This is a genomic window from Rhizobacter koreensis, assembly GCF_013366375.1.
GTDB lineage: Bacteria > Pseudomonadota > Gammaproteobacteria > Burkholderiales > Burkholderiaceae_C > Schlegelella_A > Schlegelella_A koreensis.
Genome location: NZ_JABWMJ010000002.1, coordinates 499,139 through 518,609 on the forward strand (window position 1 = coordinate 499,139; position 19,471 = coordinate 518,609).

18 protein-coding genes are annotated in these 19,471 nt (G+C 70.8%); 7 read left to right on the forward strand and 11 right to left on the reverse strand.

What is annotated here, in order from left to right:
• Window positions 1-19: 19 nt before the first annotated feature.
• Window positions 20-415: a hypothetical protein gene (locus tag HQN59_RS25785; RefSeq protein WP_217703858.1), complete on the reverse strand. Its 396-nt coding sequence runs from the start codon at window positions 413-415 to the stop codon at window positions 20-22.
• Between HQN59_RS25785 and HQN59_RS06105 the strand changes: the two genes are divergently transcribed.
• Complete coding sequence (locus tag HQN59_RS06105) at window positions 405-2,051, forward strand: ABC transporter ATP-binding protein (protein ID WP_217703860.1); 1,647 nt, start codon at window positions 405-407, stop codon at window positions 2,049-2,051. The two genes, HQN59_RS25785 and HQN59_RS06105, sit on opposite strands and share 11 nt — an antisense overlap.
• Window position 2,052: 1 nt before the next feature.
• On the opposite strand, the gene HQN59_RS06110 is transcribed toward HQN59_RS06105, so the two are convergent.
• The gene (locus HQN59_RS06110) at window positions 2,053-2,544 is read right to left on the reverse strand and encodes a hemerythrin domain-containing protein (protein ID WP_342451134.1); all 492 of its coding nucleotides are present in this window, start codon (window positions 2,542-2,544) and stop codon (window positions 2,053-2,055) included.
• Between the two features lie 94 nt (window positions 2,545-2,638).
• On the opposite strand from HQN59_RS06110, the gene HQN59_RS06115 reads away from it, so the two are divergent.
• Entirely contained in the window at window positions 2,639-3,280 is a 642-nt protein-coding gene (locus tag HQN59_RS06115; protein ID WP_176067103.1) for a DsbA family protein, read from the forward strand.
• 112 nt (window positions 3,281-3,392) lie between these two features.
• On the forward strand, window positions 3,393-3,785 hold the full coding sequence (locus HQN59_RS06120; RefSeq protein WP_176067497.1) for an FKBP-type peptidyl-prolyl cis-trans isomerase: 393 nt from the start codon (window positions 3,393-3,395) through the stop codon (window positions 3,783-3,785).
• A gap of 228 nt (window positions 3,786-4,013) precedes the next feature.
• Here HQN59_RS06120 and HQN59_RS06125 read toward each other — a convergent pair whose 3' ends face one another.
• Both HQN59_RS06125 and HQN59_RS06130 read right to left on the reverse strand, forming a co-directional pair.
• Window positions 4,014-4,544 carry a hypothetical protein gene (locus HQN59_RS06125; RefSeq protein ID WP_176067105.1) on the reverse strand — a complete coding sequence of 177 codons (531 nt, stop codon included), beginning with the start codon at window positions 4,542-4,544 and terminating at the stop codon, window positions 4,014-4,016.
• A 211-nt stretch (window positions 4,545-4,755) separates the two neighbouring features.
• Window positions 4,756-5,295, reverse strand: a complete 540-nt coding sequence (locus HQN59_RS06130; protein WP_176067107.1) for a peroxiredoxin — start codon at window positions 5,293-5,295, stop codon at window positions 4,756-4,758.
• Between HQN59_RS06130 and HQN59_RS06135 the strand changes: the two genes are divergently transcribed.
• The gene (locus HQN59_RS06135; RefSeq protein ID WP_246294707.1) at window positions 5,294-7,003 is read left to right on the forward strand and encodes a phospholipase D family protein; all 1,710 of its coding nucleotides are present in this window, start codon (window positions 5,294-5,296) and stop codon (window positions 7,001-7,003) included. The genes HQN59_RS06130 and HQN59_RS06135 overlap by 2 nt on opposite strands.
• 21 nt (window positions 7,004-7,024) lie before the next feature.
• On the opposite strand, the gene cls is transcribed toward HQN59_RS06135, so the two are convergent.
• Window positions 7,025-8,278 carry a cardiolipin synthase gene (cls, locus tag HQN59_RS06140; RefSeq protein WP_176067516.1) on the reverse strand — a complete coding sequence of 418 codons (1,254 nt, stop codon included), beginning with the start codon at window positions 8,276-8,278 and terminating at the stop codon, window positions 7,025-7,027.
• A gap of 225 nt (window positions 8,279-8,503) precedes the next feature.
• Between cls and HQN59_RS06145 the strand changes: the two genes are divergently transcribed.
• Entirely contained in the window at window positions 8,504-9,610 is a 1,107-nt protein-coding gene (locus tag HQN59_RS06145; protein WP_176067109.1) for an S-(hydroxymethyl)glutathione dehydrogenase/class III alcohol dehydrogenase, read from the forward strand.
• Window positions 9,611-9,707: 97 nt separating this feature from the next.
• Here HQN59_RS06145 and HQN59_RS06150 read toward each other — a convergent pair whose 3' ends face one another.
• From HQN59_RS06150 to HQN59_RS06160, 3 genes are all read right to left on the reverse strand, one after another.
• A complete protein-coding gene (locus tag HQN59_RS06150; protein ID WP_176067111.1) occupies window positions 9,708-9,899 on the reverse strand; it encodes a hypothetical protein in 192 nt (63 codons plus the stop codon).
• A gap of 96 nt (window positions 9,900-9,995) precedes the next feature.
• Window positions 9,996-10,832 (reverse strand): 2OG-Fe(II) oxygenase, encoded by an 837-nt coding sequence (locus tag HQN59_RS06155; protein WP_176067113.1) that lies wholly within the window; start codon window positions 10,830-10,832, stop codon window positions 9,996-9,998.
• 82 nt (window positions 10,833-10,914) lie between these two features.
• On the reverse strand, window positions 10,915-11,100 hold the full coding sequence (locus HQN59_RS06160; protein ID WP_176067115.1) for a hypothetical protein: 186 nt from the start codon (window positions 11,098-11,100) through the stop codon (window positions 10,915-10,917).
• Between the two features lie 354 nt (window positions 11,101-11,454).
• Between HQN59_RS06160 and HQN59_RS06165 the strand changes: the two genes are divergently transcribed.
• Both HQN59_RS06165 and HQN59_RS06170 read left to right on the forward strand, forming a co-directional pair.
• Window positions 11,455-11,808 (forward strand): GFA family protein, encoded by a 354-nt coding sequence (locus HQN59_RS06165; protein ID WP_176067117.1) that lies wholly within the window; start codon window positions 11,455-11,457, stop codon window positions 11,806-11,808.
• Window positions 11,805-12,305, forward strand: coding sequence for a GNAT family N-acetyltransferase (locus tag HQN59_RS06170; protein ID WP_176067119.1), 501 nt, complete (start codon window positions 11,805-11,807; stop codon window positions 12,303-12,305). The genes HQN59_RS06165 and HQN59_RS06170 overlap by 4 nt, the downstream gene beginning before the upstream one ends.
• Window positions 12,306-12,348: 43 nt before the next feature.
• On the opposite strand, the gene ftsH is transcribed toward HQN59_RS06170, so the two are convergent.
• The 3 genes from ftsH to HQN59_RS06185 all read right to left on the reverse strand — a co-directional run bounded on the left by ftsH (window position 12,349) and on the right by HQN59_RS06185 (window position 19,347).
• Window positions 12,349-14,517: an ATP-dependent zinc metalloprotease FtsH gene (gene ftsH, locus HQN59_RS06175; protein ID WP_176067121.1), complete on the reverse strand. Its 2,169-nt coding sequence runs from the start codon at window positions 14,515-14,517 to the stop codon at window positions 12,349-12,351.
• A 282-nt stretch (window positions 14,518-14,799) separates the two neighbouring features.
• The gene (locus HQN59_RS06180) at window positions 14,800-17,976 is read right to left on the reverse strand and encodes an error-prone DNA polymerase (protein WP_176067123.1); all 3,177 of its coding nucleotides are present in this window, start codon (window positions 17,974-17,976) and stop codon (window positions 14,800-14,802) included.
• A 3-nt stretch (window positions 17,977-17,979) separates the two neighbouring features.
• Window positions 17,980-19,347 (reverse strand): integron integrase, encoded by a 1,368-nt coding sequence (locus HQN59_RS06185; protein ID WP_176067125.1) that lies wholly within the window; start codon window positions 19,345-19,347, stop codon window positions 17,980-17,982.
• Window positions 19,348-19,471 lie beyond the last annotated feature (124 nt).

Below are 19,471 nucleotides of genomic sequence, written 5' to 3' on the forward strand. Positions count from 1 at the left end.
GGGCGAGCCGGGGCGGCCGTCACCGACGGCCTGAGACATTGGCGCGCAGCGCACCCGCCGGATGGAAGGCGCCACCAACGCGCGGCGCACGAAGACTTCTCGAAACGATCTCGGGGTCATGAACTTCCTGATGGACTTGCGCCGATCGGTTGCGCGAGCAACCGATCGACGATGAACGTTGCGCCCGACCGAGCGGTGCGAACGACGCACCGGAGCCGTGAAGGCGCCCGCGCGCAGGCGGCACGAAGTTTGCCTCGGCGTGCGTTTCGCCGAGGTCACCCGTGCTCGCCAGCCGCACCCTGCCGTTCCTGCTCAGCCAGGTCGCGCGCCGTCCGCTCCAGTTCGGCACGCTGCTGACCATCGTCATCAGCGCGACCTGCTGCGCAGTGGCCGCGCAGTATGCGATGAAGCTCATCGTCGACCAGATGACCGACGACCGCCGCGCCGCGCAGATCTGGCAGTTCGTCGGTGTCTTCGTCGGCCTGATCGCGGTCGAGAGCACGCTGTGGCGGCTCGGCGGCTGGCTCGGCTGCCGCACCGTGGTGGGGGTCGGCGTCGCCGTGCGGCTCGACCTGTTCCGCCATCTCGCGGGGCACCCGATGCAGTACTTCGCCAATCAGATGTCCGGCGCGCTCGGCAGCCGCGTCACCGCCACCGCCGGCGCTGTCGGCGGTCTGCTCGGCAGTCTCACCTGGCACGTGATCCCGCCTTGCGTCGACTTCATCGGCGCCGTGGTGGTGCTGTTCAGCATCGAGCCGGCGATGGCGTACGCGCTGGTCGCCTCGGCCGCGGCAGTCGCGAGCACCGTCACGCTGTTCGGCAGCCGCGGCCGCCCGCTCCACCACGCCTACGCCGAGCAAAGCGCGCGCGTCTCGGGCGACCTCGTCGACACGGTGGCCAACATGTGGGCCGTCAAGTCGTTCGCCGCGCGCGACCGCGAGTACCGGCGCCTGCAGCAGGCATTCGGCATCGAGGCGGCGGCCCAACGCGCGAGCTGGCTGCACACCGAAAAGGCACGCGTGCTGCACGACGTGTGCCTCTGGCTGATGGCCGGGGGCATGCTCGTGTGGGCGGTCCAGGGCTGGCGCAACGGCAACAACACGCCGGGCGACGTCGTCATCGTCAGCGCGCTCACCTTCCGCATCCTGCACGGCTCGCGCGACCTCGCGCTCGCCCTGGTCGGCGTCGCCCAGAACAGCGCGGTGATCCGCGAGATGCTCGATGCGATCGGCGGGCCGCACCGCGTCGACGATCCGGCCGAGCCCGCCGATTTCGTGCCGCGCGGCGGCTCGATCCGCCTGCACAAGGTCTGGTACGGCTACGACCCGGCGATGCCGGTGTTTCGCGGCCTCGACCTGCACATCCCCGCCGGCCAGCGCGTCGGCGTGATCGGCCCGTCCGGCGCCGGCAAGTCGACGCTGCTCGCGTTGATCCAGCGCCTGGACGACGTGACCAGCGGGCAGGTCTGGATCGACCGCCAATGCGTGAAGGACGTGCGCCAGGACAGCCTGCGCAGCGCCATCGCGGTCGTCCCCCAGGACGTCGCCCTCTTCCACCGCTCGATCCTCGAGAACATCCGCTACGGCCGGCCCGACGCGAGCATCGACGAGGTGATGACGGCGGCGCGCGACGCCCAGTGCGACGATTTCATCCAGTGCCTGCCGCAGGGCTACGACACGCTGGTCGGCGAGCGCGGCGTGTGCCTCTCGGGCGGGCAGCGCCAGCGCATCGGCATCGCACGCGCGTTCCTGAAGAACGCGCCGATCCTGCTGCTCGACGAGGCGACCTCGTCGCTCGACAGCGCGTCCGAGCGCGAGATCCAGATCGCGCTGGCGCGCCTGATGCGGGGCAAGACCGTGGTCGCGGTCGCGCATCGGCTGGCCACGGTGGCGTCGTTCGACCGCGTGCTGGTCATCGCCAACGGCTGCGTGGTCGAGGACGGCCCGCCGGCGGTGCTGCAGCACCAGGGCGGGCCCTACGAGACGCTCTGGCGCCTGCAGGTCGCCGGCGCGCAGGACGACGGCAACGCCAGCCAGGGCCTGGCGACCTGAGCTACTTCAGCGGCGCGGCCTCGTCGGTCTGATCGGCGACGGCCTCGCGCGGGTCGCCCTCGATCTTCATGCGCACCTGCAGCGCGAGCATCCGTTCCCCGAGCTCGGCGCGCTGCTCGGCCGGGATCATCTGCTTCACCTTGGGGAACAGATGCTCTTCCTCTTCCTTGTGGTGGTGCTCGGTCTGCTCCTTGAGCACCTGGAACTTGGGCGCGAAGGTCTGCGCCTCGACCGGCAGCTCCAGCAAGTCGGCGAGCAGGCGCTTGAGCGACAGGTGCTCCTCGAGCGACTCGAGCAGCACATCCTCGGTGCGGCACTCGTTCACCGCGGGGTAGAAGATCTCCTCCTCCGATGTGATGTGCACGGTGAGCTCGTCGCCGACCTCGGCGAGCAGGCGTGCCTGCTCGCCGGGATCGTCGGATTCCTTCAGCGTCTTCATCTTGCGTTCCAGCGAGCGGTGCTGGTGCGTCAACAGTTCGACAGCGTCGTTCACGGTTTCTCCGGTTGGTCGCACGGCTGCCGCGCAGCCGTCGCGAGGCTAGCAGCAAGACCCGCTCCCGCCACCACCCTGGCGTAGCATCGCGCGGATGAACCTGATCTACGTCGCCGACCCGATGTGCTCGTGGTGCTATGGCTTCGGCGTCACGCTCGACGCGCTGCTCACCGCGCCCGGCGACGCGGCGCCGCTGCAGCTCGCCATCGTCATGGGCGGGCTGCGCCCGTTCACGAAGGAGCCGCTCGATCCCGCGCGCGCCGACGAGATCGCCGGGCACTGGCGCCACGTCGCCGAGGCGACCGGCCGCCCGTTCGCCGACGGTCCGCAGAGCGCCCTGCGCGCGCCCGGCTTCGTCTACGACACCGAGCCGGCGAGCCGCGCGGTGGTCACCGTGCGCCACCTCGCGCCGCGCCTGACCTGGCGCTACCTCGAGGCGGTGCAGCACGCGTTCTACGCCGGGGCGCGCGACGTCACGCAGGCCGACGTGCTGGCGGACGTCGCCGAGAACCTGGGCCTTCAGCGTGCCGACTTCGCGCGCGCGTTCGCATCCGAGCCGATGCGTGCCGCCACGCTGCGCGACTTCACGCAGACGCACGAGTGGGGCATTCGCGGTTTTCCCGCGCTGCTCGCCGAGCACGACGACCACCTGCACCTGGTGACGCACGGCCATGTGCCGATCGACACGCTTCGCGAGCGCCTCGCCGGCGTCGCGACGGCGCACGGTCCGGCCTGAACGCGGGCCTCGGCCCGCATGCGCGGCGCCGGTCGGGCGGACAGCGTGCGCGCCGCCGAAAATCGCCCCTCTCTTCCTTCAACCTCAGCCCAAAGGTCTTCTCGTGAAATCGATGCTTGCCTGCCTCCTTGCCGCCGCCCTCGTGCCGAGCGCGTTCGCCGCCGGTGCCAACGCCCCGACTGCCAGCGGCCTGGTCTACAAGTCGCTCAAGGAGGGCAACGGCGCGAGCCCGTCGGCCACCGACACGGTGAAGGTGCACTACCGCGGCACCCTCACCGACGGCAAGGAGTTCGACAGCTCCTACAAGCGCGGTGAGCCCGCCTCGTTCCCGCTGAACCGCGTGATTCCGTGCTGGACCGAAGGCGTGCAGAAGATGAAGGTCGGCGGCAAGGCGCAGCTGACCTGCCCGCCGGCCATCGCGTACGGCGAGCGCGGCGCCGGCGGCGTGATCCCGCCCAATGCGACGCTGCAGTTCGAGATCGAACTGCTCGAGATCGCACGCTGACGCGCAGGCCGGGATCACCCGACCGCTAGCTTCGCCTAGAGGTCGATCCGGCGGGTCGACGAACGAAAGGGCGCACCCAGGTGCGCCCTTTCTGCTTCCGGCTTCACGCCGGCGACCGGCTGCAAAGACCCGGCGAGCCGCGGCTCGGCGAGGGCCCGCGAAGCGGCGGCTCCGCGAGCGCCCGCGAAACCGCGGCCCGAGGGTTCGGCGCGGCGCGACGGGTGTCGCTCAGCGGTAGACGTGCTCGCCGCGGTGCTGCTTCCACGAGTCCTCGAAGTAGCTTGCATCCTCGTCATTGCGCGGCCGCACGCCCATCAGGATGCCGCCCTGGCGGATGCCTTCGTCGTAGTGCTTGACGCGCTCTTCCGGGATGCCCCAGCCGATCAGCGCGCCGACGACGCCGCCCGTCGCCGCGCCGGCACCGGCGCCCGCGATCGCCGCGGCGAGCGGCCCGGCGATCACGAGACCGAGGCCGGGCAGCGCGATCGTGGTGCCGACCGCCGCGATCGCCGCAGCGATGGCGCCGAGGCTGCCGCCGATCGCACCCCCGATGCCGGCGCCCTCGGCGGCCTTGGTGCCGAGTTCGGTCTCGCGGCCGTCGCTCGTGGTGCCGAAGTGGCGCTCGCGCGTCTCGTCGGACATGACCACGTCGACATCGTCGCGCGAGTACCCGCGGTCGGACACCGACTGGTAGGCGCGCTCGGCGCTGTCGCGGTCGCGGAAAAGGCCGGTCAGCATGGGGGTGGTGCTCGTGCTCATTCGTGATCTCCTGTCGAGTGGCGGTCCGGCATCGACGCGAGCCGGCCGGCGGGCAGGTGCCACCGTCGCGCCCTGTCGTTGCGTCGAACCTCGGCCGGCAGGATCGCAGCCGAAGCGCGCCGACTGAACAGGAACGAGCCGCGGTGCGTGGTCGTCCCCACCGCCCGACTGCTGTGAGCCGGCTCCTACGCCTGCGCTGCTGCCACGCCGCCTACGGCTTCGCCCGTGCCTTCCAGTCGCGCAGCGCGGCCAGCGTCTTCTCGACATGGCGGGTCGGGTTGAGGCTCTGGTAGTTGTAGACCACCGAGCCGTTCGGCGCGATCACGTACGAGATGCGGTTGGCGTACTCCGGGCGCAGCGTCATCTGGGCGTCGTACGACTTGGCGACGCCGAGCCCGGCGTCGGAGGCGACCGGGAACTTGCCCTGACACGCCTGCACCGAGAACTTGCCGAGCGTGTCGATGTCGTCGCCGGAAACGCCGATGACGGTGGCGCCGAGCGCTTCGAACTGGCCGATCGCCTCGGCGAACTCGTGCGCCTCGATCGAGCATCCGACCGAGAACGCGGCCGGGAAGAAGTAGAGGACGACCGGACCCTTGTTCAGTGCCTCCGTCAGGGAGAAGCGGAAAACCTTTCCGCCGAGGGCCGCCTGCGCAGTAAAGTTTGGCGCCGTGTCGCCGATGTCGAGCGCCGCGGCCGCGGGGTTCGAGAGCCCCAGCAGCAGCCCCACCAGCGCGAGAACCTTGTTCATGCCGATCTCCGTCAGTGCATGGGGCCGCCGATCTTGCCAGATCGCCCAGGCGCAGCGTCATGCCGCGCGCGCCGACCCCCACGACCAGATGCCCTTGCCGGCCTGGAGCAACCACGCCGCTGCCGTAGCGGTTGCCGCGCGCATGCCGGGCATCGGCTGGCTGCTCGCGCTGCTGCTCGCGCTTGCGCTGGGCGGCTGCGGCACGCTGCCACCGGCGCCGCCGCGTCCTGCGTCGACCATGCTGGCGCCCGATCTGACGAGCCCGCTGACCCGCATCGCGATCGCCTCGACACCGGCCGACGACCAGTCGGGCGTGCGCCTGCTGCCGCACGGTGGCTACTCGCTCGAGGCGAGGCTGCAGCTCGCGCAACGGGCGACGCGCTCGCTCGACGTGCAGTACTACGTGCTCGAGAACGACGGCACCGGGCGCCTGCTCCTGACCGCCCTGCGCGACGCCGCCGCACGCGGGGTGCGGGTGCGCCTGCTGGTCGACGACCTCTACACCTCGCGCACCGACGAGCTGCTGCGCGGCCTGGCCGCATTTCCGAACGTCGAGGTGCGCCTCTTCAACCCGTTCTGCTGCGCGCGCAATCGGGGGACGGCGGCGCGCTTCGCGGTGGCGCTGTGGGACTTCAGCCGGCTCAACCACCGCATGCACAACAAGCTGTTCATCGCCGACGGCTCGATGGCGATCGCGGGCGGCCGCAACATCGCCGACGAGTACTTCCTGCGCCACACCTCGCAGAACTTCGTCGACATGGACGCGTTCGTGGTGGGCGCGGTGGTGCGCGACCTCGGCGCCATCTTCGACCGCTACTGGAACAGCGAGGTGGTCTACCCGATCGAGGCGGTCGGGCCGACGCGGCGCGACGCCGCGCAGGCACGCGCCGCCTTCGACGCCGCGATGGCCGTTGGGCCGCCGGCGCCGCCGCTCGATCTGCCGCCGGTCGACGTGCTCGGCTACGGGCCGATCGGCGAGGAGTTCGAGTCGGGCCGCATCGGCCTCGTCTGGGGCAAGGCGCGCGCGTTCGCCGACCCGCCCGAGAAGGTGCGCAGCATGACGCGCGAGATGGCGTACGAAACCAGCGTCACCAACGACGTGATGATGAACGTCTGGCGTGCGGAGGACGAGCTCGTCATCACCTCGCCCTACCTGATCCCCGGCTCGCTCGGCATGCAGTCGTTCGAGAACCTGCGCCGCGCCAACGTGAAGGTGACGGTGGTGACCAACTCGCTGGCCGCCACCGACGAACCGCTGGTCCACAACGGCTACGCGCGCTACCGCGGGCGCCTGCTCGCGACCGGGGTCGACCTCTACGAGCTGAGCCCGACGCGCACCCAGAAGACGGTGCGCCTGGGCATGTTCGGCTCGTCGCTGGGGCGCCTGCACGCCAAGACCGCGGTGGTCGACAAGAAACGGGTGTTCATCGGCTCGATGAACCTCGACCCGCGCTCGGCCAACGCCAATACCGAGCTCGGCATGTTCATCGACAGCCCGGCGCTCGCCAAGGAGCTGCTGCGGGTGGTCAGCATCAGCCGCCTCGAAGGCGCGTATCGCGTGCGCCTGCACCCCGGGAGCAGCCGGCTCGAATGGCTGACCCTCGACGAGGACCGCGAGATCGTGCTCGGCGTCGAGCCCGAATCGTCGTGGTGGCTGCGCCTGCACAACATGCTGCTCGGCTGGTTCGTGCCGGAGCAGCTGCTCTAGCGCCGCGCGGCGCCGCAGCGGTCAGAGCTGCGACTCGATCAGCGAGACGATCTTCTCGCTGGTGCGATCCCACCAGGTCCGCGCGTGCCAGTGCTCGAGCGTGTAGCGCTTGGATTGCGCGAGGTCGCGCTCGAAGATCGCGACCTGCTCCTTCGCGAACGCGGCGTCGTAGACGTTGAGGTTCGCCTCGTCGTTGAGGCGGAACGAGCGCGGGTCGAAGTTGGTCGAGCCGGTCGAGACAAGCACGTCGTCGACGATCATCACCTTGCAGTGATACATGGTGGGCTGGTATTCGTAGATCTCGGCGCCCGCGGCGAGCAGTTCGCCCCAGGTCGCCTTCGACGCGGTGCGCACGATCTCGGCGTCGGTGTGGGTGCCGGGCACGATGATCTGCAGCTTCACGCCGCGCTTGAGGGCATCGACCATCGCGCGCACCGAGAGATCGTCGGGAACGAAGTACGCGTTGGCGATGCGGATGGTGCGCGACGCCGCGGTGATCGAGAGCAGATACATCATCTGCATGCTCTCGCTGCCGCCGGTCGGCGAGCTGCTGAACATCTGCGCGGCGCCGGTGCCGACCGGCTGAAGCGGCGGGAAGTAGGCACTCGAGTGCAGCACCTTGCCGGTCGCCTTGATCCAGTTGTCGAGGAACACCGCCTGCATCTGCGCGACCACCGGCCCTTCGATCTCGAAGTGGGTGTCGCGCCAGTGGTCGGGATCCTGCGCGTTCCCGGTCCATTTCTCGGCGATACCGACGCCGCCGGTGAAGCCGATGCGGCCGTCGACCACCAGCAGCTTGCGGTGGGTGCGGTTGTTGAGCCGCCCGAGGTGCGACCAGTGCGGCGGGTGGAACTTCTCGATCTCGACGCCGGCCGCCTTCATGCGCTCCACGGAGGCCTCGTCGAGCTTGTTGCTGCCGACCCAGTCGAGCAGCACGTGCACCGGAACGCCCGCCCGAGCGCGCTCGGAGAGCGCGTCGGCGAACTGCCGGCCGATCTCGCCCGACCAGTAGATGTAGGTCTCGAAGCTCACCGAGGTCTTGGCCGAGCGGATCGCCGCGAGCATGGCCGGAAAGATCTGGTCGCCGTTCAGCAGCACGCGATAGCGGTTGCCGGTGGTGACCGGCGGCCCGAGCAGCGAGCCCATGATGCGCAGGAACTGCGGGTCGTCGACGGTGTAGAGGCGCTCGGCCTTGTGCTCGATGTGCGCCTCGCCGGTCGAGAGGTTGAACGCGAGGACGGCGCCGATCGCGGTCGCGAGCACCGCGCCGGCGATGCCTAGCCAGAACGTCTTCTTGCGGACCCGGCCGCGCGGAAACCAGCGGAACACGATGAGGGATCTCTCCTGCTGTCGGCTGCTCGCGTCGGCCCCCCGACGCACGCCGCCGCCGATGCTACGGGCGGCACCCGCCCGCGCGGCGTAGGCAAAGCACCCGATGCGACGGCCGGCGGCGGCGCCGTCCGGCTATCCTGCCGGTCGCATTCAGGACGGAGGACGACGATGAAGACGAGGGCTGCGGTGGCATGGCGCGCGGGTGCGCCGCTGAGCATCGAGACGGTCGACCTGGAAGGCCCGCGCGCCGGCGAGGTGCTGGTCGAGGTGAAGGCGACCGGCATCTGCCACACCGACCAGTTCACGCTGTCGGGCGCCGACCCCGAGGGGCTGTTCCCCGCGATCCTCGGCCACGAGGGTGCGGGCGTGGTGCTCGAGGTCGGGCCGGGCGTGACCAGCGTCAGGCCCGACGACCACGTGATTCCGCTCTACACGCCCGAGTGCCGCGAGTGCAAGTTCTGCCTCTCGCGCAAGACCAACCTCTGCCAGCGGATCCGGTCGACGCAGGGCCGCGGCCTGATGCCCGACGGCACCAGTCGCTTCAGCATCGACGGCAAGCCGATCCTGCACTACATGGGCACGTCAACCTTCGCCAACCACATCGTGGTGCCCGAGATCGCGCTCGCCAAGGTGCGCGCCGACGCGCCGTTCGACACCGTCTGCTACATCGGCTGCGGCGTGACCACCGGCGTGGGCGCCGTGCTGTTCACCGCCAAGGTCGAGGCCGGCGCGAACGTCGCGGTGTTCGGGCTCGGCGGCATCGGCCTCAACGTCGTGCAGGGCGCCAGGCTGGTGGGCGCGGACAAGATCATCGGCGTCGACCTCAACCCCGAGCGCGAGGCGATGGCGCGCCAGTTCGGCATCACCCATTTCGTGAACCCGCGCGACACGCCGAACGTGGTCGACACGATCGTGCAGCTCACCGACGGCGGCGTCGACTTCAGCTTCGAGTGCATCGGCAACACCAGCGTCATGCGGCAGGCGCTCGAATGCACGCACAAGGGCTGGGGCCGCAGCATCATCATCGGCGTCGCACCGGCCGGCGCCGAGATCTCGACCCGGCCGTTCCAGCTCGTCACCGGCCGCAAGTGGGAAGGTTCGGCGTTCGGCGGCGCGCGCGGCCGCACCGACGTGCCCAAGATCGTCGACTGGTACATGGACCGCAAGATCCGCATCGACGAGCTGATCACGCATCGGCTGCCGCTCGAAGACATCAACCGCGGCTTCGAGCTGATGGAAAAAGGCGAGTCGATCCGCTCGGTGGTGATCTACTGACCGCGGCACGCCGCCTGCTGCTCCCGCGCGGCGAAGCGCCGCGCGGACGAAAAAAACCCGGCACTGCCGGGCTTTTTCTGTTCGCTCGAAAAGGCGATCAGGCCGGTGCCGAAGCGCCCTTCTTGGCCTTCATGTCCTTCTTGGCGTGCGGCTTGGCGGCAGCCTTCTTGCTGTCGTGCTTCATGCCGGTGGCGGCACCCGAGGCGGCCGGGTCGGTCTTGGCGGCCGGCTGGGCGAACGCGCCGACGCTGAAGGCGGTGACGACGACGGCAGCGATGAGTTTCTTCATGGAACGGATCTCCGTGAGTTGATGTGCTGAGCGAGCGCTCGGCGACACAACGGCGCATCCGGGACGGCGGTTGACAGGCTTTCGGCGCGACGGCGATCAGTCGAACCGGCGCTCGCGCAGCCACTTCGTGGCGACCCACTTCTCGCCTTCGATCACCGGCGCGCCGCCGTGCAGCGATCGGGTCGAGGGGTGCGGGCGGTCGTAGCTGAAGAACACCGCGTTGCCGCGGATCGGCGCCACCGCCAGACCGACGTCGGGGAAGATGGTCGCGCCGCCGCGATCGGGCGTGTTCAGGTAGCAGACCAGCGAAGCCACGCGCTGGCCGCCGCGCTTGAGGATCGCCGGCGTACCGGGCCGCTCCGGGTCGAAGTAGTCGTAGTGTGGCTTGTACTCGGCACCCGGCCGGTAGCGCAGCACCTGCAGCCCCTCGCCGTTCTCGACCGGCCAGCCGAGCAGCGTCGCGATGCGCGCCTCGATGCGGGCGCAGACCTCGAATTCGCCGCGCTCGAAGAACATGCCGTCGCTGGTGCGGGCGTCGCTCACTTCGCTGGAGCCGGTCTCCGTCTCGACCGTCTCGGAGCGCGCCAGGCGCATGCTCCCGAGCGCGATGATCTCGTCGCACTCGGCGGGCGTCAGCAGGTTGGAGAACACCACCACGCGCGGGTGATGCAGCGACGCGACGATGCCGATCTCGTGGCCGTCGATCTCGATGGTGGTGCCGTCGAGCCCGCCCTTGACCTGCGGCACCGGCACCGGCGGCGTGTTGATGCGGGCGAGGTGCTCGGTCAGCGTCGACTCGAGGGCGGCAATGGCGACGTCCTCTTCCCAGCCGCTCTGCCTCATCGCCTCCAGCGACGCTTCGGCGGACACGCCGGACGTCGCCTGCGCGACGATCCACGCCTTGAGCTCGGGGGTGACGGTCTGCGCGCTCATCGCGCCGGATTTTGCCGCACGCCTGCCCCGGCGCCGTTGCGGCCGGCCGCGTCAGGCGGCGCCGCCGGCCCGCAGGCGGGGATCAGTGCTTGGCTGCGGGCGCGAGCGCCCGACGCGCGGCGGTCGTCGGAGCGGGAGCCCCGGTATCCTGCGCCAGGGCCACCACCGTCGCTTCGACGGCGGTCGCGTGCACGTTGCTCGCCTGGACCCCAGCCAACCCGAGCGACGCGACAGCGACCAGGGCGTAGATGGCTTTGGTGGACAACATGGCGGGCTCCCGAACAGCTTGCAGACGAACTTGGATGGCGTGAAGTGACTGTAGGCAAGTAGCTCCGCGAAGGCATTCGGAAGCTCGCGCGGCGCGCTGTGAGCGCCCTCCTACATCGGTGACGTCGGGGTGCACGGCTGACCACCTGCGCCCGATCGAGCCGCGGCGAGTGCACCGATCGGGTGCGGCGCGCGCCATGGCGGCGCGCCCGAGCGTCGCGCCGCGCGAATGTCGTTGCGGAGGGCCCGTCGGCCGCGTGTCGAATGTCGTGTGGGTTTTCCCGCACCCACGAGGTCGCATTCAGGCGCGGAACGCGCTTAGCCTGCGCGTCTGCGGTTCCACTGCTCCACCCCCATGACGACAACCCATTCCGGAAGCTGCCATTGCGGCCGCGTTGCCTTCGACGTCGACGGAGCGATCGACGGCGGTCTCGCCTGCAACTGCTCGATGTGCCAGCGCAAGGGCTCGCTGCTCTGGTTCGTGCCGCGCGAGCACCTGCGCCTGAAGACGCCCGACGAGACGGCGAGCAGCTACACCTTCAACCAGCACCGGATCCGGCACCGCTTCTGCCCGACCTGCGGCATTCACCCGTACGCCGAAGCGACCGGCCCGGACGGCCAGCCGATGGCGGCCGTCAACCTGCGCTGCATCGAGGGCATCGACCTCGCGAGCATTCCGGTCCGCGAGTACGACGGCCGCTCGGCGTGACTTCGCTCGAGGCCGCCGTCGCCGACGCCCGCGAAGGCGACTACCCCGGCCTGCACGCGGCCCTCGACGTCGTCGCGCGCGAGAAGCGGTTCCTGGCCGCCACCACCGCGCCGCCGTACGAGCGATCGGTCGCCTTCTACCGCGCGCTCGCCGATGGCGGCTGGCCGCACCTCGTCGCGCGTGTCGGCGCGCAGGTGGTCGGCTGGGTCGACGTGGCGCCGATCTTCGGTCAGTCGCGCGCGCACATCGGCCTCTTGGGCATCGGCCTCGTTCCCGAGGCACGTGGCCACGGGCTCGGCGCGCAGCTGATGCAGGGGGCGATCGACCGCTCGTGGGCGCGCGGACTTACCCGCATCGAGCTGACCGTGCGCACCGACAACCCGACGGCGCGCCGCCTCTACGAGCGCTTCGGCTTCGAGCACGAAGGCATCGTGCGGCGCGGCAGCCTGATCGACGGCGAGTACCGCGACCTGCACGCGATGGCGCTGCTGCGCTGAGGGCGCCGGCGCGGCGCCCTGCCCCCAACGACGATCGGGTGGATCAGCCTCCCGGCCGGCCCCCTGGCGTGTCCGGCGACGGCGCCGCCCCGGCCGTCGGTTCACCGCCCCTGGATGCCGGCATCTCGGTCGACGGCGTCTGCGCCGGTGCCGGGCGTGCGGCCGGCCCGTGCATCGCCGCCTCGGGCAGCTCGCGCAGCGGCGGCGCCGGCGGCAGGCCGGTCACGTCGAGGATCTCCTTCTCGTCGAGCGTCTCGCGCTGCAGCAGCGCCTCGACCAGCGCGTCGAGCTGGCGCCGGTGCTCGCGCAGCAGCCGGGTCGCGAGCGCGTAGCTCTCGTCGATGATGCGCTGCACCTCGGCGTCGATGCGCTCGGCGGTGCGCTCGCCGAACGGCTTGGGACCCGCGAAGCCGCCCCCGCCGCCGAGGTAGCCGTTGTCGCGCGGCGCGAGCTGCACCATGCCGAGCTCCTCGCTCATGCCCCAGCGCGTGACCATGTTGCGGGCGAGCTGGGTCGCCTGCTCGATGTCGTTCTCCGCGCCGGTGGTCTTGGTGCCGTAGACCACGTCCTCGGCGGCACGGCCGCCGAGCATGCCGACGATGCGGGCGCGCAGGTACGCCTCGGGGTAGTTGTAGCGATCGGTCTGCGGGCGCTGGTAGGTGACGCCGAGCGCCTGTCCGCGCGGCACGATGGTCACGCGCTGCACCGGGTCGGCGCCCGGCATCACGAGGCCGAGGATCGCGTGGCCGCTCTCGTGGTACGCGATGCGGCGCCGGTCCTCCGGGCTCAGCAGCAGCGGCCGCTCGGGCCCGAGCACGATCTTCTCGAGCGCGTCGATGAAGTCCTTCTGGCGCACGTCGTCCTGGCCGCGCCGCGCGGCGAGCAGCGCCGCCTCGTTGACGAGGTTGCGCAGGTCGGCGCCCGAGAGCCCCGGCGTCGTGCCGGCGAGCTCGGCCAGGTCGACGTCGGCGCCCGTCGGCACCTTGCGCGTGTGCACCCTGAGGATCGCCTCGCGGCCCTTGCGGTCGGGCAGGTTGACGACCACCCGCCGGTCGAAGCGACCCGGGCGCAGCAGCGCGCGGTCGAGCACGTCGGGCTGGTTGGTGGCGGCCAGCACGATCACGCCCTCGCGGCCCGAGAAGCCGTCCATCTCGGTGAGGATCTGGTTGAGCGTCTGTTCCTGCTCACTCGAGCCGCCGATCGCGACCGTGCCGCGCGCGCGCCCGATCGAGTCGATCTCGTCGATGAAGATGATGGCCGGCGCGTTGTCGCGCGCCTGCTTGAAGAGGTCGCGCACGCGCGCCGCGCCGACGCCGACGATCATCTCGACGAACTCGGCCGCACTCATCGAGAAGAACGGCACGCCGGCCTCGCCGGCGACGGCGCGCGCGAGCAGCGTCTTGCCGGTGCCCGGCGAGCCGACCAGCAGCACGCCCTTGGGCGCCGAGCCGCCGAGGCGGGTGTACTTCTCGGGCGCCTTCAGGAAGTCGACGATCTCGACCAGCTCGTTCTCGGCCTCGTCGATGCCCGCGACGTCCTCGAACGTCACCTTCTCGGCGCCGGCCTCCTGATCGTAGCGGCGCGCCTTGCTCTTGCCGATGCCCATGAGGCCGCCGCCGAGCCCGCCGCCCTGCGCGGCGCGCCGGTACAGCCATACGTAGAACCCGATCAGCAGGATCGCCGGGCCGAAGCCGAACAGCAGCGTCGACCAGGCGCTGCCCGACTGGATCGGCACCGCGCTGATCTCGACGTCGTGCTCGATCAGGAAGTTCTCGAGGTCGGGGCCGACGAACGCCGGCAGCGTGGTGGTGAAGGTGCTGGCGGTGCGCGGCGTCGTCGGCGGCGCCGGCGCGCGCAGGGCGCGCGGGCGGCCGACCGGTTCGCTCGCGCCGGGCGCCGGCCAGGTGACCGGCGCGTGGAAGCGCCCCTCGATGCTCGCGCCCTGGCTGTAGATCGACTGCACGTTGCCGCGCCCCGCCTCCTCCTTGAACGTGGTGTAGGGGATCGTCAGCGGGTCGCCGGCCGAGGGGAACAGGAAGCGCACCAGCAGGTAGTTGGCGAGCAGGATCGCGACGAAGGTCCACCAGGCCTGGCGCGGCGGGATCGTCGGCGGCAGGACCTTGCCGTCGGGGCCGCGCGCGGGGACGCCGGGCGTGCGACGCGGCGTGCCGGCGGGCGATGACTTGCCGAACAGACGGTCTTTCCAGCTCATGGCACTCGCGAGGTCTTGGGGTAACCGATATGGGTACGGTGGGACGCCGGCGCAAGGCAATCGATGCACCCAGGCTGACTTCGGCAGGCCGACACACCGAGGCACGGCCGAGAACATCGCCAGCGGCGTGGCGCCGTGTCGCCGTGAGCCGACACCGGCAGCGAGGTCGATCGCACCATGCTGCGTGCTCGCCCGGGCAGCGGGCTTGCGTGTTCAGCGAGAGCGGCGGCGTTTCCGGTGCGCGCCGCTTGCTCCGACGCAGCACACGCGCTGGCGCCACGCTCAGCGGAAGTCGCGGCTCCTCGTCGCAAGACCGTGCAGCAGCGCGCTGTGGTCGATGAGGCGCGACGCGATGAGGTGCATCACCGCCTGGTCGCCCTCGCCTTCGCACTGCCACTGGCCGTAGACGGTGAGCAGCGACGCGCCGAGCAGGGGCTTTCTCTGCTCCTCGGCAATGCGCGCCCAGACGATCACGTTGACCGCGCCGGTCTCGTCCTCGAGCGTCACGAACACCGTGCCCTTGGCGGTGTCGGGGCGCTGGCGATGCGTGACGAGGCCGCTCGCGCGCGCGAGGCGGCCGCTCGGGTAGGTGCGCAGCGTCGCCGCCGGCTGCACCCGGAAGCGCGCGAGCTGCTCGCGCAGCAGGCCGACCGGGTGGCGGTTCAGCGTGAGGCCGACCGACCGGTAGTCGGCCAGCGTGCTCTCGGCTTCGCTCGGCGCCGCGAGCGCGACCGGCGCCTCGTCGCCCCGCGTGTCGCGCAGCATGCGCGTCGGCCGGGTGTCGATGCCGGCCACCGCCCACGCCGCCTGGTGCCGGTTGCCGCCGAGCGGGCGCAGCGCGTCGGCGCCGGCGAGCGCGGCGAGGTCGTGGGCGTCGAGACGGGCGCGCTGGGCGAGGTCCTCGACGCTCGCGAACGGCGCCTCGGTGCGCGCCGCGACGATGCGCTTGGCGACCTCCTCGGCGAGCCCGTTGATGCGGCCGAGGCCGAGACGTACCGGGTGGAGCGTGCGCACCGCGGCCTCACCCTCCTCGATCTCGAGCACGCTCTCCCACCCGCTGATGCAGACGTCGACCGGGCGCACCTCGACGCCGTGCTCGCGGGCGTCGCGCACCAGCTGCGCCGGCGCGTAGAAGCCCATCGGCTGGCTGTTCAGCAGGCCCGCGAGAAAGGCGTCGGGATGGTGGCACTTGATCCAGCTGCTCACGTAGGCGAGCAGCGCGAAGCCGGCGGCGTGGCTCTCCGGAAAGCCGTACTCGCCGAAGCCCTCGATCTGCTTGAAGATCCGCTCGGCGTACTCGCGGTCATAGCCTTTCTCGACCATGCGGCCGACCAGCCGCTCGTGGAACGGCCCCAGCCCGCCGCGCCGCCGCCACGCCGCCATCGCGCGACGCAGCGCGTCGGCCTCGCCGGCGGTGAAGTCGGCGGCGAGCATCGCGATCTGCATCACCTGCTCCTGGAAGATCGGCACGCCCTTGGTGCGCAGCAGCGCGGGCTTGAGCTCCTCGGGGCAGTCGACGTCCTCGTCGGCGATGCCGCGGTTCCTGAGGTACGGGTGGACCATGCCGCCCTGGATGGGACCCGGCCGCACGATCGCGACCTCGACCACCAGGTCGTAGTAGCAGCGCGGTCGCAGGCGCGGCAGCATGCTCATCTGCGCCCGGCTCTCGATCTGGAACACGCCCACCGTGTCGGCGGCGCAGATCATGTCGTACGTCGCGGTGTCGCCGTCGGGGATGTCCTGCATGCGCAGCGGCCCCGTGCCCGCCTTTTCGCCGATGTGGCCGAGCGCGCGACGGATCGCGCTCAGCATGCCGATGGCGAGGATGTCGACCTTGAGCAGGCCGAGCGCGTCGAGGTCGTCCTTGTCCCACTGGATGACGCTGCGGTCCGGCATCGCCGCGTTCTCGACCGGCACCAGCTCCGACATGCGCTCCTTGGCGATGACGAAGCCGCCCGGGTGCTGCGACAGGTGGCGCGGAAAGCCGATCAGCTCGCCGGTGAGCTCGACCCAGAGGCGCACCAGAGGCGCCTCCGGATCGAAGCCGTTCTCGCGCAGGCTGGCGTCGCTGATCGCGCGGCCGTCGAACCAGTGGTGGCTCTTGGCGAGCGCGTCGACGCGCTGCCCGTCGATGCCGAGCGCGCGTCCGACGTCGCGCACCGCCGAGCGCGGCCGGTAGCTGATGACCACCGCCGTGAGCGCCGCGCGGTGCCGGCCGTACTTGCCGTAGATGTACTGGATGACCTCTTCGCGGCGCTGGTGCTCGAAGTCGATGTCGATGTCCGGCGGCTCGTTGCGCTCGACGCTGATGAAGCGGCCGAACAGCAGCGTGGCACGCCGCGGGTCGACCTCGGTGACGCCGAGGCAGTAGCAGACCAGCGAGTTGGCCGCGCTGCCGCGGCCCTGGCAGAGGATCTTCTGGTCACGCGCCCAGTGCACGATGTCGGCGACGGTGAGGAAGTACGCCTCGTACTGGAGCTGCTCGATCAGCGCGAGCTCGTCCTCGATGGTCTGCCGGTACTCTTCGGGCAGACCCTTCGGAAAGCGCACCGGAACGCCCGCGTACGTGAGCTTCCTCAGGTGGCTGGTCGGCGTCTCGCCCGGCGGCACGATCTCCTGCGGGTACTCGTATCGCAGCTCGTCGAGCGAGAACGCGCAGGCGCCGGCGATCGCCACCGTGCGCTCGAGCCAGGCCGGCTCGTACAGCTTGGCCAGGCGCCCGCGCGAGCGCAGGTGCTGCTCGGCGTTCGGCGCGAGCCGACTGCCGCACTCGGCGATGGGTAGACCCAGGCGCGTGGCGGTGAGCGTGTCCTGCAAAGGCTTTCGCGACCGCACGTGCATCAGCACGTCGCCGGCCGCGACGATCGGCAACCCCGTGAACCCGGCGACCCGGTGCACGGTGTCGACGAGGTCGTCGTCGCCGGCGCGGTGCAGCAGCTCGAGCGCGATCGCGGCGCGCTCCTGAAACCAGGTCTTGAGCCACATCGCGTGCGCGAACACGTCCTCGAACGACTGCTCGGCCGACGGCACCAGCAGCGCGAAGCAGCCCGGCAGCCCGGCGAGCATCGGCGCATTCGGCACCTTGCCCTCGACGTCGCCGGGGTGCGCGAGGTAGCTGCCCTTGTCCGCACGACGTCGGGCCACCGTGATCCAGTGCGACAGGTTCCCGTAGCCGCGCCGCGACTGCGCGAGCAGCACCAGCCGCGCGTGCGGCGCGCCCACCCCGGTGCTCTGCGGCAGCGTGAGCCGCATCTCGCTGCCGACGACGAGATGCAGCTTCTGCGCCTTGGCCTCGATGTGCGCGCGCACCACCCCCGCCAGCGAGCACTCGTCGGTGATCGCGAGCGCGCTGTAGCCGAGCTGCACCGCCCGCATCACCAGCTCTTCGGGGCGCGAGGCGCCGCTGAGGAAGCTGAAGTTGGTGCGGCAGTGGAGTTCGGCGTAGAGAGGCAGCGACACGGGTCAGACGGGTGGCGAGGCGGTGCGCCTACTGCCGGCCGCTTCGAACCGGAGCAGCACGCCGCCCTGCACCGCGTACGGCACGTCGGGTATGCGCGCGACCAGCGGCGCGTGCCCGGCAGGGGCCGGACGGCCCGCCTCGTCGGGTTCGCCCCGCGCTTGCGGGGTGCCCGATGTGCCCAGGACGCCCGACGTTCCGGGCGTGCCCGGTACGCCCGGTACGCCCGACGTTCCCCTCGCGCGCGGCATGCCTCTCGCGACCGGCATGTCCGCCGGGCCCGAAATGCTCGTCACTCTCCCCAGGCTGGTCATGTCCAGCACCCCTTGAAGGCCCGTCGTGTCCGGCGCTCCCCGCAGGCCTGTCATGTCCTGCGCTCCCAAGGCATCGAGCGGACTGCGCACCGCCCCGCCACCAAGCCTGAGCACGTGCGTGTAGACCATGGTGGTGCTGACGTCGCTGTGGCCGAGCAACTCCTGCACGGTGCGGATGTCGTAGCGGGCCTGCAGCAGGTGGGTGGCGAACGAATGGCGCAGCGTGTGCGGCGTGGCAGGTCGTCCGATGCCGGCGCGGCCGACCGCGCGCTTGAACGCGCGCCGGAAGGATTGGTCGTACACGTGATGCCGGCGCACTTCGCCGGTGCGAGGTTCGGTGGCGAGCTCGGCATGCGGAAAGACCCAGAACCACGTCCACGACGCACCCGCGCGCGGGCACTTGCGGTCGAGTGCGTCCGGAATGAAGACGCCGGCACGTCCCGCCGCACGGTCGTCCGCCCACAGCAGACGCGCGCGGGCCAGTTGCTCGCGCAGCGCCGGCACCAGCGAAAGCGACAGCATCACGACCCTGTCCTTGGCGCCCTTGCCTTCACGCACCACCACGGCACGACGCTCGAAATCGATGTCTTTCACCCGCAGGCGCAGGCCTTCCATGAGGCGCATGCCGGTGCCGTAGAGCAGCTGCGCGAGCACGCGATGCTCGGCATCGACGAGCATCAGCAGGCGCGCCACCTCCTGGTGCGTGAGCACCTCCGGCAGGCGCCGATGCCCCTTGGGCCGCCCGATCTCGGCGAGCCAGGGCAGATCGAGGCCGAGCACCTTCTGGTAGAGGAACACCAGCGCCGAAAGCGCCTGCCTGTGCGTGGACACCGACACGTGCCGCTCGTTCGCGAGCCACGACAGGAACGCCTCGACCTCGGGCGCACCCATGTCCGCCGGATGGCGCGCCAGTGCGTGAAATCGCACGAACGCGCGCACCCAATGCACGTAAGCCTGCTCGGTTCGAATGCTGTCGTGCAGGTAACGTACGCGCTCGCGCACCTGATCGAGCAGGCGCGTCGACTGCAACGCCGGCAACGGCTCCCGGGCGATCTTCATGGCCGTTTGGTACTGTATGGGCATACAGCATAATCGCAGCAACCAACCGCCACAAGAGGCGCTCAGCGCCGTGGGGGCATCCAGGTTACGCAGCACCGGCGGCCGTTAAGCAGCGCGATATCAC